Source organism: Paenibacillus sp. NPDC058071 (assembly GCF_042885235.1).
Taxonomy (GTDB): Bacteria; Bacillota; Bacilli; order Paenibacillales; family Paenibacillaceae; genus Pristimantibacillus.
Genome location: NZ_JBHVSK010000001.1, coordinates 275,765 through 290,293 on the forward strand (window position 1 = coordinate 275,765; position 14,529 = coordinate 290,293).

13 protein-coding genes are annotated in these 14,529 nt (G+C 48.7%); 10 read left to right on the forward strand and 3 right to left on the reverse strand.

What is annotated here, in order from left to right; genetic code table 11:
• The first annotated feature begins 111 nt into the window (after nt 1-111).
• The 4 genes from ACFVTB_RS01200 (at nt 112) to ACFVTB_RS01215 (ending at nt 4,353) form a co-directional block, all read left to right on the forward strand.
• Entirely contained in the window at nt 112-1,383 is a 1,272-nt protein-coding gene (locus ACFVTB_RS01200; protein ID WP_387743930.1) for a TIM barrel protein, read from the forward strand.
• 146 nt (nt 1,384-1,529) lie between these two features.
• Nucleotides 1,530-2,381, forward strand: coding sequence for a class I fructose-bisphosphate aldolase (locus ACFVTB_RS01205; RefSeq protein WP_387743933.1), 852 nt, complete (start codon nt 1,530-1,532; stop codon nt 2,379-2,381).
• Nucleotides 2,374-3,540, forward strand: a complete 1,167-nt coding sequence (locus ACFVTB_RS01210) for a Gfo/Idh/MocA family protein (RefSeq protein WP_387743935.1) — start codon at nt 2,374-2,376, stop codon at nt 3,538-3,540. Before ACFVTB_RS01205 ends, ACFVTB_RS01210 begins: the two co-directional genes overlap by 8 nt.
• A gap of 54 nt (nt 3,541-3,594) precedes the next feature.
• Nucleotides 3,595-4,353 carry a DeoR/GlpR family DNA-binding transcription regulator gene (locus ACFVTB_RS01215; protein WP_387743938.1) on the forward strand — a complete coding sequence of 253 codons (759 nt, stop codon included), beginning with the start codon at nt 3,595-3,597 and terminating at the stop codon, nt 4,351-4,353.
• 77 nt (nt 4,354-4,430) lie between these two features.
• On the opposite strand, the gene ACFVTB_RS01220 is transcribed toward ACFVTB_RS01215, so the two are convergent.
• Nucleotides 4,431-5,771: a lytic polysaccharide monooxygenase gene (locus ACFVTB_RS01220; protein ID WP_387743940.1), complete on the reverse strand. Its 1,341-nt coding sequence runs from the start codon at nt 5,769-5,771 to the stop codon at nt 4,431-4,433.
• 515 nt (nt 5,772-6,286) lie between these two features.
• Here ACFVTB_RS01220 and ACFVTB_RS01225 point away from each other — a divergent pair.
• Nucleotides 6,287-6,886, forward strand: coding sequence for a TetR/AcrR family transcriptional regulator (locus ACFVTB_RS01225; protein WP_387743943.1), 600 nt, complete (start codon nt 6,287-6,289; stop codon nt 6,884-6,886).
• Between the two features lie 150 nt (nt 6,887-7,036).
• Nucleotides 7,037-8,056, forward strand: a complete 1,020-nt coding sequence (locus ACFVTB_RS01230) for a zinc-dependent alcohol dehydrogenase (RefSeq protein WP_387743946.1) — start codon at nt 7,037-7,039, stop codon at nt 8,054-8,056.
• A 116-nt stretch (nt 8,057-8,172) separates the two neighbouring features.
• Here ACFVTB_RS01230 and ACFVTB_RS01235 read toward each other — a convergent pair whose 3' ends face one another.
• Nucleotides 8,173-8,859, reverse strand: coding sequence for a Crp/Fnr family transcriptional regulator (locus ACFVTB_RS01235; RefSeq protein ID WP_387743948.1), 687 nt, complete (start codon nt 8,857-8,859; stop codon nt 8,173-8,175).
• An 81-nt stretch (nt 8,860-8,940) separates the two neighbouring features.
• Here ACFVTB_RS01235 and ACFVTB_RS01240 point away from each other — a divergent pair, with 81 nt between their 5' ends.
• Nucleotides 8,941-9,714, forward strand: coding sequence for an HAD-IIB family hydrolase (locus tag ACFVTB_RS01240; protein ID WP_387743950.1), 774 nt, complete (start codon nt 8,941-8,943; stop codon nt 9,712-9,714).
• Nucleotides 9,715-9,816: 102 nt separating this feature from the next.
• Here the strand turns inward: ACFVTB_RS01240 and msrA are convergent, their stop codons facing one another.
• Nucleotides 9,817-10,335: a peptide-methionine (S)-S-oxide reductase MsrA gene (gene msrA, locus ACFVTB_RS01245; protein WP_387744894.1), complete on the reverse strand. Its 519-nt coding sequence runs from the start codon at nt 10,333-10,335 to the stop codon at nt 9,817-9,819.
• Between the two features lie 210 nt (nt 10,336-10,545).
• Here msrA and ACFVTB_RS01250 point away from each other — a divergent pair, with 210 nt between their 5' ends.
• The 3 genes from ACFVTB_RS01250 (at nt 10,546) to ACFVTB_RS01260 (ending at nt 14,364) form a co-directional block, all read left to right on the forward strand.
• The gene (locus tag ACFVTB_RS01250; RefSeq protein WP_387743953.1) at nt 10,546-10,866 is read left to right on the forward strand and encodes a hypothetical protein; all 321 of its coding nucleotides are present in this window, start codon (nt 10,546-10,548) and stop codon (nt 10,864-10,866) included.
• Nucleotides 10,867-10,937: 71 nt separating this feature from the next.
• Nucleotides 10,938-12,590: a helix-turn-helix domain-containing protein gene (locus ACFVTB_RS01255; RefSeq protein WP_387743956.1), complete on the forward strand. Its 1,653-nt coding sequence runs from the start codon at nt 10,938-10,940 to the stop codon at nt 12,588-12,590.
• Nucleotides 12,583-14,364 carry a sensor histidine kinase gene (locus tag ACFVTB_RS01260; protein WP_387743959.1) on the forward strand — a complete coding sequence of 594 codons (1,782 nt, stop codon included), beginning with the start codon at nt 12,583-12,585 and terminating at the stop codon, nt 14,362-14,364. The genes ACFVTB_RS01255 and ACFVTB_RS01260 overlap by 8 nt, the downstream gene beginning before the upstream one ends.
• Nucleotides 14,365-14,529: the final 165 nt, after the last annotated feature.

The following is a 14,529-nucleotide window of genomic DNA, read 5'->3' on the forward strand; positions in this document are numbered from 1 at the left end:
CCAAATATAATCCAATAATACAAAATTAAAAGCCAAATTTAAATAGACAAAACCAATAAAACCATAAATAATAGAGTTGTTTAAAACCAACGAAGCGGAGTGGTACAGCCAATGAGATCAAATAATAAGGATTTGAACCAAATCTTGTCCACTGAAGGAGAGGCTTTCGGAGGCGCGGCAGCCGATACGATCGATCCAGAATTGTATTTAACGGTTGATAATTGTTTTGCATCCAAACGATGGACGAAACCGGATGAGTGGATGACGCTGCTGCAAGATATGGGCGTCGGTTATGCGGAAGCAAGCGCCGACAACGAATGCGACCCGTTGTACATGGGCGAGGACTATATGGATCGATGGGTGCGCGAGGTGACCGAAGCGAGCGCTCGAACCGGCGTTAAGATCGCTAATCTGTATTCCGGTCACGGCACATACGCGACGCTTGGCCTTGCGCATCATGATAAGACGGTCAGAGACCGCATGCAGCGGCAATGGCTGCTGCCGCTCTCGCAAGCAGCGGCGCGCGTTGACGCGGGAATCGGCTTCTATTGCCACGCCTTCTCTGACAGCATGCTGCAAGACCCGGACGCTTACCGCCAAGCGGAGGAGGAGCTATACGATCGGCTTGCTGCGATCGCGCAGCAAGCCGGCGAGCTTGGCATCGTCACGCCTGGCGTCGAACAAATGTATACGCCGCATCAAGTTCCATGGACAGTCGATGGTTCCCGGAAGCTGCTGCAGGAGGTCAACAGCAGAGCTGGCACGCCGTTTTATATTACGCTTGATACGGGGCATCAAAGCGCACAGCGTAAATTTCGGAAGCCCGATGCTGCAAGTTTAACGGAGTGGGCAGATTATTACGCCGAGCATGGACAGCTGCCTTCCTGTTGGGTAGGCGCTAATTCGACGAAGGCACTGCTGAAGGCAATGGCGGCCGCTCCCGAAGGAGAGAAAGCGACGTATCTCCATGCTATTGAAGAAGAAATGACCGAACGCTATCCGTATTTGTTTGCGGATGAGAAAGACGGCGATACGTATTATTGGCTAGAGCAGCTCGGCGGATACTCGCCGATTATTCATTTGCAGCAGACGAACGGAACGGCGTCCGCCCACCAGCCGTTTACGGAAGCAAGCAACCGGAACGGCATCATTTTCGGCGAACCGGTATTGAAAGCATTGGAGACGGCTTACCGGAATTCGGCGGAGCCTGGTATGCCGCCCAAATGCGGCAAGCTCTATTTAACGCTCGAAATTTTCTCCGGCACAAGCGAGCTGTACGACGATATTTTGCGGAAAATGGAAGAGTCCGTTCGCTACTGGCGAACGTTTATTCCAAGAGACGGAATCAAGCTTAGTGAAGCGCTGCAGCTTCTTCGGGGATAGCGTCCTGATATGTCACTTGTACCTAATGGATCGGCCTTTTATAAGGTTGATCCATTTTTTTTATAGACAGAATCGAAGGGATTCGTTATAGTAATGTTACAAACAAACATTTATGTTACAAAACAAAATCAAAGGGGATGCGCCAAATGACGGTAAAAGCAAGAATGCAACGGATGTTTAGTGAGGAAGGCAAATGTTTTGATGTGGCAATCGATCATGGCTTTTTTAACGAATACTCTTTTCTCGCATCGATTGAAAATATGGAAAAGGCTGTTGAAACGGTCGTTCAAGCCGGGCCTGACTGTATTCAGCTAAGCTTGGGGCAAGCCGGCTGGCTGCAACAGCTGCCAGGCAAGAACAAGCCGGGTCTCGTTCTGCGGACGGACGCCGCCAATATCTACGGTTCCGTACTGCCATCGTTTCTGTTCAGCGAAGTCGCTGACAATGCGATCGAGCACGCCGTTCGATTGGATGCCGTAGCCGTATGCGTCAACCTGCTGCTGCTTCCGAACCAACCGGAGCTCCATCATCAATGCGTGAAGAACGTGATGAAGCTGAAAAGCGAAGCAGAGCGCTATGGGATGGTGCTGATGGTCGAACCGCTCGTTATGCTTCCGAATGAAGCCAAGGGCGGCTACATGGTAGACGGCGATATTCAAAAAATTATGCCGCTCGTACGTCAGGCAGTCGAGTTGGGCGCGGACGTCATCAAAGCGGACCCTTGCGATAACGTCGAGGAATACCATCGCATCATTGAGGTTGCATCGGGCGTTCCCGTACTCGTACGCGGCGGAGGCCGTGCATCTGATGAAGAAATCATCAACCGTACCGTAACGCTAATGGAGCAGGGTGCTGCCGGCATCGTCTATGGCCGCAACGTCATTCAGCATCCTGATCCGGCCGGCATGACGAAGGCGCTTATGCAAATCGTTCACAAAGGTGCGAATGCGGAAACGGCGTTGCAAGTATTGAAAGGGGAGGCACGCGTACATGGCTAATTCACAAACGAAGCAAAACATTATTCGTTTCGGCGTTATCGGCTGCGGTCTGATGGGGAAAGAATTTGCGAGCGCCGCTGCCCGGTGGCTCCATTTAACCGGCGTTAATTTCGCACCGCAAATTGTCGCGGTTTGCGACGCCAACCCGGACGCCGCCGCATGGTTCGCGAATGCCATTCCGACCGTTGCCAACACCTATACGGACTACAAGGATTTGCTGGCTAATCCAAATGTCGATGCGATCTACTGCGCGGTGCCTCATAATCTGCATGAACAGATTTATATCGATATTATTGAATCCGGCAAGCATCTGCTCGGCGAAAAGCCGTTTGGCGTCGATCGGGAAGCGAACAATCGGATTTTAGAGGCGATGCAGCGTAACCCGCAGGTGCTCGTTCGCTGCTCCTCGGAGTTTCCATTCTTCCCGGGAGCGATGCAGATCGCAAAATGGGTGAAGGAAGAGCGTTTTGGCCAAATTATCGAAGTGGAGGCCGGTTTCTGGCACTCCAGCGATTTGGATCCTCGGAAGCCGATCAATTGGAAGCGTCGGATCGCCACTAACGGTGAATACGGCTGTATGGGGGACTTGGGATTGCATGTGCTTCATTTGCCGATGCGATTCGGCTGGCAGCCACAAAGCGTACGCGCGCTGCTCAGCAAAATTGTCGATCAGCGTCCGGATGGATCCGGCGGCATGGCCCCTTGCGAAACTTGGGACAACGCGATTCTCGCTTGTGAGACGTCGTCCGGCGGCCAGCGCTTCCCGATGGTCTTATCGACGAAGCGCATTGCTCCGGGACATGCGAATACATGGTTCATTCGCATTCAAGGGACGAAGTTTTCGGCCGAATTTTCGACCAAAAATCCGAAGCAGGTCGCATCGCTTCCGTATGAGCCAGGCGGCTCGCAGGCTTGGCATGTAACAGACGTTCCGTATCAATCGGCATACGGCACGATTACCGGCGGGATTTTTGAATTCGGCTTTTCCGATTCTATCCTGCAAATGTGGGCCGCTTTCTGCGACGAGCTGACGAACGGGCGTGAAGGGATGCTTCAGCCATTCTATTGCGCAACGCCGGAAGAAGCGGCAGGCAGCCACGCGCTGTTTACAGCAGCGCTCGATTCACAGCGCAGCAGACGCAATATTACCGTGATCTAGCTGCCTCGTTCGTGTATACTCAAAGTAATCCTTGGATTAGGGAGTTGCATACGGGTGTCGGAACTAAATAATAGACAGCAGCTGATTCTGGAGAGAATCGAGGCTGAAGGTGAAATAAAGATTAACGAACTAAAGCTTGTTCTTGACGTGACGGAGATGACGATTCGACGCGATCTGGAAAAGCTGGAGCAGGCCGGACTTATTCGGCGCACGTTTGGCGGAGCCATCCCGATAGTGAAAGATGTGGCGATCAAAGAACGTTTGCGTATTCATGTAGAAGAGAAAGTACTCATCGGGAGAGAGGCAGCCGCTCTGATCGTTCCCGGCGATTCCGTCTTCATCGATGGAGGAACGACGACGCTGGAGATCGCCCGTGCCATGAAACCGGGGCTGAAAGCGACGGTCGTGACGAATGCGCTGAACGTAGCTATTGAGCTGCTCGATAAGAAAATACCGACAATCGTCGTCGGAGGCAATGCGCTCGAGACGACGGCTTCGCTCGTCGGCCCGTTAGCGGCCGAAGCGATCGGATCGCTTAGCTTCACACGCGTTTTTCTGGGAGCGACCGGGCTGTCCGCCATACACGGATTCAGCAACTCCAACGCCTATGAAGCCGAGATTAAGAAACTGGCCATCGCAAAAGCCGGTGAAGTGAACATTGTAATGGATCATTCCAAGTTCGGAGCGATGGAGCTGTTTTCTTTCGCGGCGCTGCCGCAGGTCGATCGAATCATTACTGACAAGCTTCCAGACGAACAATTGCTAAGTGCCTGCCGAGAAGCCGAAGTGAAGATCGTCAAAGCCTCAACGTAATACGCCAAATGTTGAAAAAGAAGCCATGAACGCCTCTTGCAGAGAGCGGTTCATGACTTCTTTTATTGTCTGCTATATTACTTCTTCAGCCAGAGAGCAGGAACATTAGACGGCTCCCAAGTGACAATAGAGGTATGCGCTTGACGGCATTCGTAGACGGAACCGTTGTAAGTGACAAGCGCACCTACAGCATATGCCGTGTTCGGCGCCCAAGCCGACGTTGTCGAGGTGGAAGCGGTGGTACCGCTAACCGTGCTGGCAGCAGATTGATTGCCTGCAGCATCGATCGCATATACGCTGAAGGAATAAGTTGTGCCTGCGCTTAGACCGGTCACTGTGTAGGACGTCGCATTGCCAGCTGTTGTTGTAACTAGTGTTGTCCCGCGATAGATGCGATAGCCCGTTACGCCAACATTATCGGTCGAAGCACTCCACATCAGCTGGATGCTGGACGATGTCGGCGTGCCCATGACATGCAGGCCTCCAGGCGCTGTCGGCGGTTGCGTATCGTTGCCTACAGGAGCATTCGTCGTAACGGTCAGCGAGTTGCTGGCAGCGGATACGTTGCCAGCCGCATCGACCGCTCTAACGCTGAACGTATAGGCAGTGTTGCCGGTTAAGCCGGTGACATTATAACTGAGTGTGGTGCCGGAAACGGACGCTATTTGGTTCGCCCCATTAAAGACTCGGTAGCCGGTGACGCCCACGTTATCGGTTGAGGCGCTCCATGCGAGCGACACGCTTGTCGAGGTTTTTGAAGGCGAATTCAGTGCGCCTGGTGCGGAAGGGGCTGTCGTATCGACCGGATTGGATCCGCTGAAATTAACGTCGATGACATTATAGAAAGCGTTAGCTGTATCAGCGATCTCCCAGACGGCCAGAATAACATGATAGCCGCTCCGTTGAGGCACATTACAAGTATTCGAGTAAGAGAAAGGAGGCTGTGCGCCGTTGTAATTCACCGTACAGAACGGCGTTAAATCAAACGAATTCCGAGTCAGAGCCGCATTCGGATTCCAGGTTGGCTTCGTAATGTAGTACTTCCAGCTTGCCGTCGAGTGAGCTGCGGTCAGCTTCCAGTTGAACGTGACCGGCCCTGAGGAAATGTTCACTTTCGACCAGCGCGTTGCAGATTGTTCGTCCAGCTTTGGAAAAGCTCCGTTTGCGCTGGCAATTTTACCATCGGCCGGACCAGCGGCAGGAAAGCCTTTCGGCGCTTCCAAGCTTTGCGGCTCGTAAACAATCGCTCCACAATCGGTGTTTTGACCGGATTTACACAATGCGGCGCGGCTGGCCGGATTTTCAATGTAACCATGTGCGGATGCCCGAGGCGCATAAAACATCGTAATGACGAATGAAACAATCAAAAAAGCACCTACCAGTTTGTACAGGGAGCTTCGTTCTTGACCTAAAATCATTTTCACTCAACCTCCTTCAACGTTTTGACGCAAACGCGAGGAAGATTCCCGCGATGCGTTAAGAACCAATGTTCAACTCCTTTCGAAAGGGATGAAGAATATGGCGGAAAGGACGAATGAGCGAGGGTCTCTAGTACGACCGGCAAATCCATTATATGACATTTACAAAAACAAAATGAGAGGCTTATGGAGCATAACGTCACAAAAATGACTAAAAACTTCAAAAATAGGTCGTTATGCCGCATAATTGTCTGAAAATTCAGCTTTTTAATGCGGGTAGACGTAAAAATGAGTTTTCAGTCAGGGGAGTTGCGGTTCATGCGGAATGCTGTAGAATAGATAGATTTGGGTAGCTTCTCCTAGATGAGATTCGACAATCTGAATCTTTTCGGCTAAACTTCACGACTTCGTCACAAGGCTGCGAATAGACGCCATTCCTCGCTGAAGCTTATTTTTCAACGAACATTGCATCGTGTATGATTGTAGTAAAACGTTTTCAATAAGGGGGAGCCGCTGTGCCAAACGAACAAGATGCAGACCTGCGCGTTCGCCGGACTAAAAAAATGCTGCAGCAGGCCTTTATTGCAATTATGCAGGATAAAGAGTTTTATAAAATTTCGATCCAGGAGCTCGCACGCAAAGCCGACGTCAACCGCGCCACCTTTTATTTGCATTATCGGGATATGGACGATTTTATCGATCAATTGCTGGACGAGCTCTTCTCTGATATTGAAGAAATATTCCGTAACGAATCGGTTACTCCTTATCGGCTTGGCAGCGAAATCCGGATGCTTGTTGCTTTGTTTACTTACATCGGGCAACATGCTCAAATCTATAAACTTTTGATTGTATCCAAGAGCATTCCGAAATTTACGAATCGGCTCATTAAAAGGATTCAGGAATTATCTTTTCAACATGTTCAGCAAGAGGTGACGGGAATTTCCGTTTACTCGGATCTCAACATTTCGCGGGATGTAGCTTCATGGTACGTGTCTTCCGCCATGATCGGGACGATCGCATCCTGGCTGGAACAGGATATGCCTTATTCGCCGCAGTATTTGGCCGAACAAATCGTAAATCTAAATCCGTTTCAGCTGCTTCGCGAGATCCATTAATTGCTCGTTTTATGTCTATGATTGCAACGATTCTATACACATAAAACGAAAGTGTCGCATATTTGACAATCTGTTTCTGACTGTGGATTGCCCGCTGCTTGTAAAACGCTTACCATACAGGTGTAAGAAAAAGCAGAGGAGGAATTACACATGATGAAAGTCGGGATTTACTATGGTCAAAACGATGTGCGCGTCGAGGAAAGACCGATTCCGGCCATTGGACCAAAAGATGTGCTCATCCGAAATTTGCGCGGCGGTATTTGCGGTACCGATATTAATATCGTTAAAATAGGCAGCTCGAATATGGGCATTCGATTCGAACAAGAATTCGGACATGAACTGTTCGGAGAAGTGGTAGAAGTCGGTGCGGAGGTAAAGGATGTTACGGTCGGCATGCGCGTTGGCGTGAATCCCATTACAGCCAAACGCGCCGGACGCCATTTCGCGTGTGAAGTCGGCGGTTTTTCTCAATTTTTGACCGTTGAAGATGCAGCATTAAATTATAATTTGTATGAAATGTCCGATTCGGTAACGCCGGAGGAAGCCGCCTTGATGGAACCCATGAGTGTTGGTTTTCACGGCGCGTTCAGTGTAGCTCCCAAGCCGGGCGAGCATATCGTCGTCATGGGTGCAGGGCCGATCGGTCTATCAGCGGCCGCCAGTTTGATAGGGGAAGGCATTACGAACGTTGTCGTTGTCGATATTGATGATTTCCGATTGGCCAAGGCGCGCGACATTGGCGCAAAAACGGTCAATACGCTTCATGAGGATTTGGCGCAATCGTTAATCGGGTACTTTGGCTCGGCTTATATTTACGGGACGGAAGTGCCGAACGTCGACGCTTTTGTCGATGCAGCCGGAGCGCCGCCATTATTCCAGCAAGTGTTCAATATAGCTAAAAGCGGAGCACGGATTGCCATCATCGCCGTTTATAAACAAGAACTGCCGGTCAGCCTGGCGAACATTATGAGCAAAGAGTTGAAGATCATCGGCGCGAGCGGTTACTCCGACTATGACATTACAAGAGTGATCGATCATCTTGAGAAGAAGAAAACGCCGATCGCCTCGATGATCACGCACACGTACAAGCTGCACGAGTTGCCTGAAGCGTTCGCAAAAGCGATAGAGGCCAAAGAAGCGATCAAAGTTCTGATTGATTTGGAGGATTAAATGGAGAAACACCCGCTCAGATGTACATGGGCGGGTGTTCTTTTTGTAAGAGGGGGATCGTATAGTTGCTTGGTTGGTTAACATAATATTATATATGTAAATTTTAGATGATTAAATCAATAAATCATTCCGCCGGATATTTCATCCAATTGACTCCAATCCAATACGATAAAGCCGTCTCGTTTTTTCGATAAGACACCGGAATCAGCCATTTTCTGAATTAGACGGTTCAGATGCCTTGGCGTCGTGCCGATTACCGAAGCGATTTCTTGCACTTTCGACGACTGAATTTCTTTGCCGAAATCGTTCGGAAGCCGCGTGGATAACAGATAAGCAGCAAAACGTTCTTCGACGGAGGAGAGCAGGTTGATTTTTGAAGCGGATGTGCAGGTTTGCAGCTTATAGGCGAGATGCTTTAGTAATTCGTTCAAGAATAAATGATCCTGCATCAACGACATCTCAACGGTCTGCTTATCAATAAACAGGAAATGAGTATCCGAAACCGCTTCGACTTTCGACTGAATAACTGTTTTTTGCACAATCTCCAAATCGCCGAAGATCGATAACGGGTGACAGAACCGAAGCAGAAGCGTTTTTCCGCTCTCAACGCTTGCCGTTACCTTCGTCTGACCCTCTACCTGCAAGTAAAGGCCATCCAGCGCATCTCCTTCATGCAGAATGCCTTCATTTTTCTCGTAGGTGCGAAGCTGAAACGGAACAGAAGGGAGATCGGAAAACATTCGTCCCAAATCTAATCGGGTAATATAGGTATGGAGCTTGTCTTTATCAAAAATAACTTTCATTTCATTCCTCCAAAATCGGACATCGGTCCTTTTCATTTTAAATCATTTTGATAAGATTAGAAGAACCGAGGGGGAATTCAAATGAAGTTCGTATTCGATTTGGACGGGACGATCTGCTTTCAAGGGAAACCTTTAAGTGAGCAAATCGTTGGCGTATTAGATCAACTGGCGCTTGAAGGGCATGAAGTTATTTTCGCGTCCGCAAGGCCTATTCGCGATCTTCTGCCCGTGTTGCCGTCTCACATGCACCAAGCTCCGATGGTAGGAGGGAACGGGGGCTTTGTTTATAAAAGCGGTGGTTATGTTGCTTCCTTTCAATTAGAAACCGCTGTAGCAGATCGTATTGTTGACTTATTAAACGAATATGCAGCCGAGCATCTCATAGACAGCTTATGGAATTATTCGTATTCAGGCGATCCGGAGCATCCTATTCGCAAAAATTTAGATCCCAAATACCGGGCTAAGAACGTTCGTATTGAGGAATTAGAAGAGATCGTTAAAGTCGTTGTCTTGAGCAGCAGAGATCAACTTAAGCTTCTAAGCGAGCTAGAAAAGCTGCCCGTCAAGATGTATAAGCATGGCACTGAAGATATTATTGATATTAGTCCGGCTGGCATTAACAAGTGGAGCGGCCTGCAGGCGCTTGGCCTTCAGCCAGGCGAGTATATCGCGTTTGGCAATGACGCCAATGATATTCCTATGTTTCAGCATGCTCTGCGTTCGGTTTGCGTGGGCGATCATGCGGAGCTGAGGGAGATGGCCAGCGAGAGCATAGTCAGTGGCGAATCTGACGTTATTCGAAAAATTAACGAGATAATCGAAGAGTTGAGAAGGGACGCGTCGATTGTTAATTAATTAATGATGTTAAAAAATAAGGATAGTAAGAAAAGTGCCGATAGGGTCTGATGACCTTACCGGCACTTTGAGTTACATAATAGGCGCTATTTGTTTAACCCGTTATTTGCTCCAGTATTTCTCGATGATGGCATCGCGGCCAGAATAAACACGGGATTCTTTGTAAAACTCCGGATTTTTACGATGGTAATTCTGATGGTATTCTTCGGCAGGATAGAAGACGGAAGCTTCTTCAATTGCCGTTACTACCGGTTTATCGAACCGTCCGCTTTGATCCAGCTGTTCACGGGACTTGGCCGCCAATTCGCGTTGCTCTTCGGTGTGATATAGGATCGCAGCCCGATACTGGCTCGTGCGGTCATTTCCTTGCCCGGTTGCATCAGTTGGATCGATTTGTGGCCAATACAGCTCAAGCAGTTTTTCATAAGGAAACACTTCAGGATCGTACGTAATTTGTACGACTTCGAGATGTCCCGTTTCTCCCGTTAACACTTGCTCATATGTTGGGTTCTCGACATGGCCACCCATATAACCGGAAATAATCCCGTGAATACCTGGTTGTTCCTCGAATGGGGTAACCATGCACCAGAAGCATCCGCCGGCGAACGTTGCTTTTTGCAGCATCTTCATTCCTCGTTTCTAGTTGTCTGATGACTATTGATGACGTTCCTACTCAAAACTCATTATAAAGATAAATGAATGAAATACAAGATAAGCACTAGCTAAATTGGAATGATAACGCTTTTTTCTAATAAATTATTGTTATAAAGGATATTTAAATGAGTGGAACGAATACATTTAGCAATCGATTATGTATGAAAGGGAATGATTATGAAGATCATCACTTTATGCGGCTCTACAAAGTTCAAGCAACAATTTGAACAGACGAATGCATTTCTTACGCTACAAGGCAATATTGTCATTAGCCTCGCGTTCTTTGAGCAGAGCGAAGGGTTTGATATCACGGAAGAACAAGCTGAGCTGCTTGGAAATCTTCATTTCAGAAAAATTGATCTTTCTGATGAGATATTCGTAATTGATGTAAACGGTTACATTGGTAGCAGCACAAAACGAGAAATTGAATATGCCAAAGATAAAGGAAAAACAATTCGATATTATTCTGCTGCTTCGAATGCCAGACCAGCCCAATAAGCCGTTTGACTTAATGAATAAGGGCTGATATTTTAATCATCATAGCAATAGACGAGTGAACAGCAAGAGAGGTGAGCGATCTGAGCAAAGTGCTTATCGTGGAAGATGAGAAGGAAATCCGCAAGGGATTATGCGGTCATCCTTTGTGGAGGGAATTAAATATTGGCCCTCTCTATGAGGCCGATGACGGATATACGGCTCTGGAGATCGTGAGACAATTGCCCGGCATCCGGCTGATCATTACAGATATTAGAATGAAGAACATGTCGGGTCTCGAATTGATTCAGAAGCTGTACGAGGAGCTCGCCTTCGACGGCAAAGTCATTATTATTAGCGGCTACGACGATTTTCAATATGCACGCAAGGCGATGAGCTACGGGATCGTCGATTTTTTGCTAAAGCCGGTTAATATGGCGGAGTTGGGCCAGGTGGTTATGAAAGCGCTATTCCTGCTGGAAAAGGAGGACAGGCAGCAGTATAGCCTGAGTATTATTGAGGATGCAATGCCTAAGCTGCGGGAGAATATGCTGCAGGAGATGGTGGAGCAGCCAGCCCGAGGCAGCGCTGTACCGTCAATTCATCATTTGCTGGATCAGTATGAGGTCGGCTGGATTAGTTCTGATAAGCTGATGCTATTGCTGCTTGAGGCGGATAATTTGAAATCATACGTTCATCAGGGCTACTCAGCGACAGAACAGAACCGTATTATGTTTGCGATGGGCAATGTGCTGGAGCATTCCTTGCTGGAACAGGCCGAGCATGCCGGCCGTTATGTGCGCTTCCGTACAATGTCCGAAGACAGATGGGTCGTTCTGTTCAGCGTTCCGCAAGGCTCGTCAGCTGTATTTTCCAATTGGATGGGTGCCTTTAAGTCGACGCTGACCTCCCGGATCAAAAAGTTTGTAAAAGTAACGGCAACGATCGTCGTGACACCAGAAGGATCGATGGAAATGCTCCCGGATTTATATAAAGACGCACTCGACAGATTGACCCAGACCAAAATATACGGTGACGCGGAATCAGCCAACGAGCTAGAGCTGGAAGCCTTGAATGCGTTCCGGGACGTCGATTTGTTGCTGGAGACGAAGGCGCTTGCAGATTTACTGAAGCATGGCGAGGAGCATGATGTCCGGGAGGCGATGTCCCTCTTTCCCATCATGGTTCGGGAGCGGGGCGTCAGCCTGCTGCGGGATGTGCATCATCTCGTGTTCGAATGGCTGCTTGAAGTGTTCGACGATGCGAGAAAATTAGGATGGAAAAACGAGGAGTGGCGCAAAAAACCTCTGCTTGTGTGGGAGAAGATCGAAGCGTTCGATACGGTAGAAGCGCTTCATCTGCTGGTGCTCGATTACTTGTTGAAGGTGAATGCCGAGTTGCAAGGAAGTCCGCGCAATCAGATTTTGCAAAAGGCGGAGCAATATATCCAGGAGCATTATTCGGAGCCAATTACGGTGCAGATGGTTGCGGACTATGTCTATTTGTCACCGGAATGGCTCAGCACATTGTTCAAAAAGAACGTTGGCATGACTTTTCTAGATTATGTAACGCATCTCCGGATGGAGAAGGCTAAAGAGCTGCTGCAGGATGTTTCCCTGAAAATCTACCAGATTAGCAGCGAGGTGGGCTACCGGGATACCGTTTATTTTTCCAAGCTGTTCAAAAAGAAATTCGGCTATACCCCCAATGAATACCGCAACTTAAAGGGGATTGACGGGAATGATTAAGCGATGGCTCCGTTATCCGATGTCGATGAGATACCGGTTTATGTTCGTGTTTTTTATTCTGATCGCCGTCCCTTTTGCACTGGTCGGTTATATTGCGTTGTCCAAATCGGAGAAGACAATTCATAACAGCAATCTGGATTCGGTCGTGCAAACCAGCAAAAACTTGGACAACTTCTTCTATTACGTAAGGAATGAGCAGGACAAAATTATGGCGTCGGATGAAATGCAGACGTTATTCAATGACGAATTAAACGGGCAAATCGACGAGATCGATTACGCCAATAAGCTGATCTCGTACACCGACACTTTGAATTATGCCAATAAGCTGTTTAAAATCCGTCTGTTTCCGCTCCGTCCGGACGAGCATCCGACCTATATGAAGTCGGCATACGACGTTGTTGATCTGAACCATGTAGCTTGGTTTGAGGATATTGTGGCGAACGGCCGGTCCTTCTGGAAGGTATTCGGAGCTGAGGATCATTCCAGCCAGTTCGTTCAATCGGCGCTTGGCAGCGTGAAGCGGCTTCACAGCTTAAAGACCTTCCAGCCGCTCGGCATCGTCGTGATGGAGATCCGCCCTTCCATTCTTGCCGAGTTTATATACCCCGTTAAGCAATTGGACAACCAGAAGCTGATGCTGGTCAACAAAAATAATGAAGTCATCTACAGTACAGATGACAAGTATGGGGGAATCGAGGATAGCTTGAAGCCTGTGCTGCTTGATTCGCAAATCTCGAAGACGATGGACTACGAGGGTAAAAGCTCGCTCATTAGCGCTTCCGCTGTAATGGATGGAGAGCTAAGGCTGGTCAGCATCGTGCCGCTTAAGGATTTGAACAATCCCGTTGCTGTCTTGAACAAATTGACACTGGCATTCCTGATTTTCTATTTCCTGCTGTCCATTTTTCTTGCCGGGTACCTGACGGTGAAATATACGAGTCCCATCTCATCGCTGGTCCGGCAAATGAAGGTGCTGGCCAGAAACAACTTCAAGGAAGACAGCCTGTCCAGCACGAATCTGGTGGAGAGAAGTGATGAGGTCGGCTGGCTCTATCGCGGCATGCACAATATGATCGGAGAAATCAACAAGCTGCTTAAAGAGACGAAGGCGTCGGAGAAAAGAAAAAAACAGCTGGAGTTTCAAGTGCTAGCCTACCAGATCAATCCTCACTTCCTGTACAACACACTCGATACGATCCGCTGGAAAGCCGAAGCTCATCATATCGATGAGATTAGCGAAATTGTCAGCTCACTTGGTTCCTTGTTCCGGCTCAGCTTGAACGGAGGCAAGGAAATTACGAATGTACGCCGGGAGCTGGAACTGTTGAAAGCTTATGTAAATATCGAAAAGGTGAGGCAGTCGAGCCTCGTTCGTATCACTTACATGATCGAAGAGGAGATCCTGCATCTGCCGTTTATGCGTCTGGTGCTTCAGCCGCTGGTAGAGAATGCGATTCGGCATGGCATTGCGGACAAAGGGGATGCCGGTATGATCTTAATTCAAGGCGGGCTGGAGGAGCACGGCATTTGCTTCCGAATTACTGATAACGGTCCTGGCATTCCTGATGAAATAAGGCAAACGCTGCTTGATCCTGCTGCAGAAACAAGACATGGCCGCGAGGGCGGGCTTGGTCTGATCAATGTCCATGAACGGTTGAGGCATTACTTCGGAGACGCTTACGGTCTGGAGATCGAGAGCGAGATCAACAAAGGAACGACAATCGTGCTGAGGCATCCTGTATTGCCTGAAGATATAACGGAGCTTGACGGCTGACAGACGAACGAACAAACGAAAAAACGGACGGACGGCTAATGTTGGAACAGAATAAGCGGAGTGTTGTCTGTCTAGATGGCAGGCAGTCCGAAGTTGCGGGAGACTCATGCATGACGCATGGGTCTTTTTTTGTTTTATAGGGGGCAGGGTGATTCCTTAGATTTA

Bases quoted from the DNA above. Each gene is read 5' to 3' on its own strand.
- ACFVTB_RS01240 (WP_387743950.1), top strand. From the start codon at position 8,941: ATGAAGTTCGTATTCGATTTGGACGGGACGATCTGCTTTCAAGGGAAA.
- ACFVTB_RS01235 (WP_387743948.1), bottom strand. From the start codon at position 8,859: ATGAAAGTTATTTTTGATAAAGACAAGCTCCATACCTATATTACCCGA.
- ACFVTB_RS01260 (WP_387743959.1), top strand. From the start codon at position 12,583: ATGATTAAGCGATGGCTCCGTTATCCGATGTCGATGAGATACCGGTTT.
- ACFVTB_RS01200 (WP_387743930.1), top strand. From the start codon at position 112: ATGAGATCAAATAATAAGGATTTGAACCAAATCTTGTCCACTGAAGGA.
- ACFVTB_RS01220 (WP_387743940.1), bottom strand. From the start codon at position 5,771: ATGATTTTAGGTCAAGAACGAAGCTCCCTGTACAAACTGGTAGGTGCT.
- ACFVTB_RS01210 (WP_387743935.1), top strand. From the start codon at position 2,374: ATGGCTAATTCACAAACGAAGCAAAACATTATTCGTTTCGGCGTTATC.
- ACFVTB_RS01230 (WP_387743946.1), top strand. From the start codon at position 7,037: ATGATGAAAGTCGGGATTTACTATGGTCAAAACGATGTGCGCGTCGAG.
- ACFVTB_RS01250 (WP_387743953.1), top strand. From the start codon at position 10,546: ATGAAGATCATCACTTTATGCGGCTCTACAAAGTTCAAGCAACAATTT.
- ACFVTB_RS01205 (WP_387743933.1), top strand. From the start codon at position 1,530: ATGACGGTAAAAGCAAGAATGCAACGGATGTTTAGTGAGGAAGGCAAA.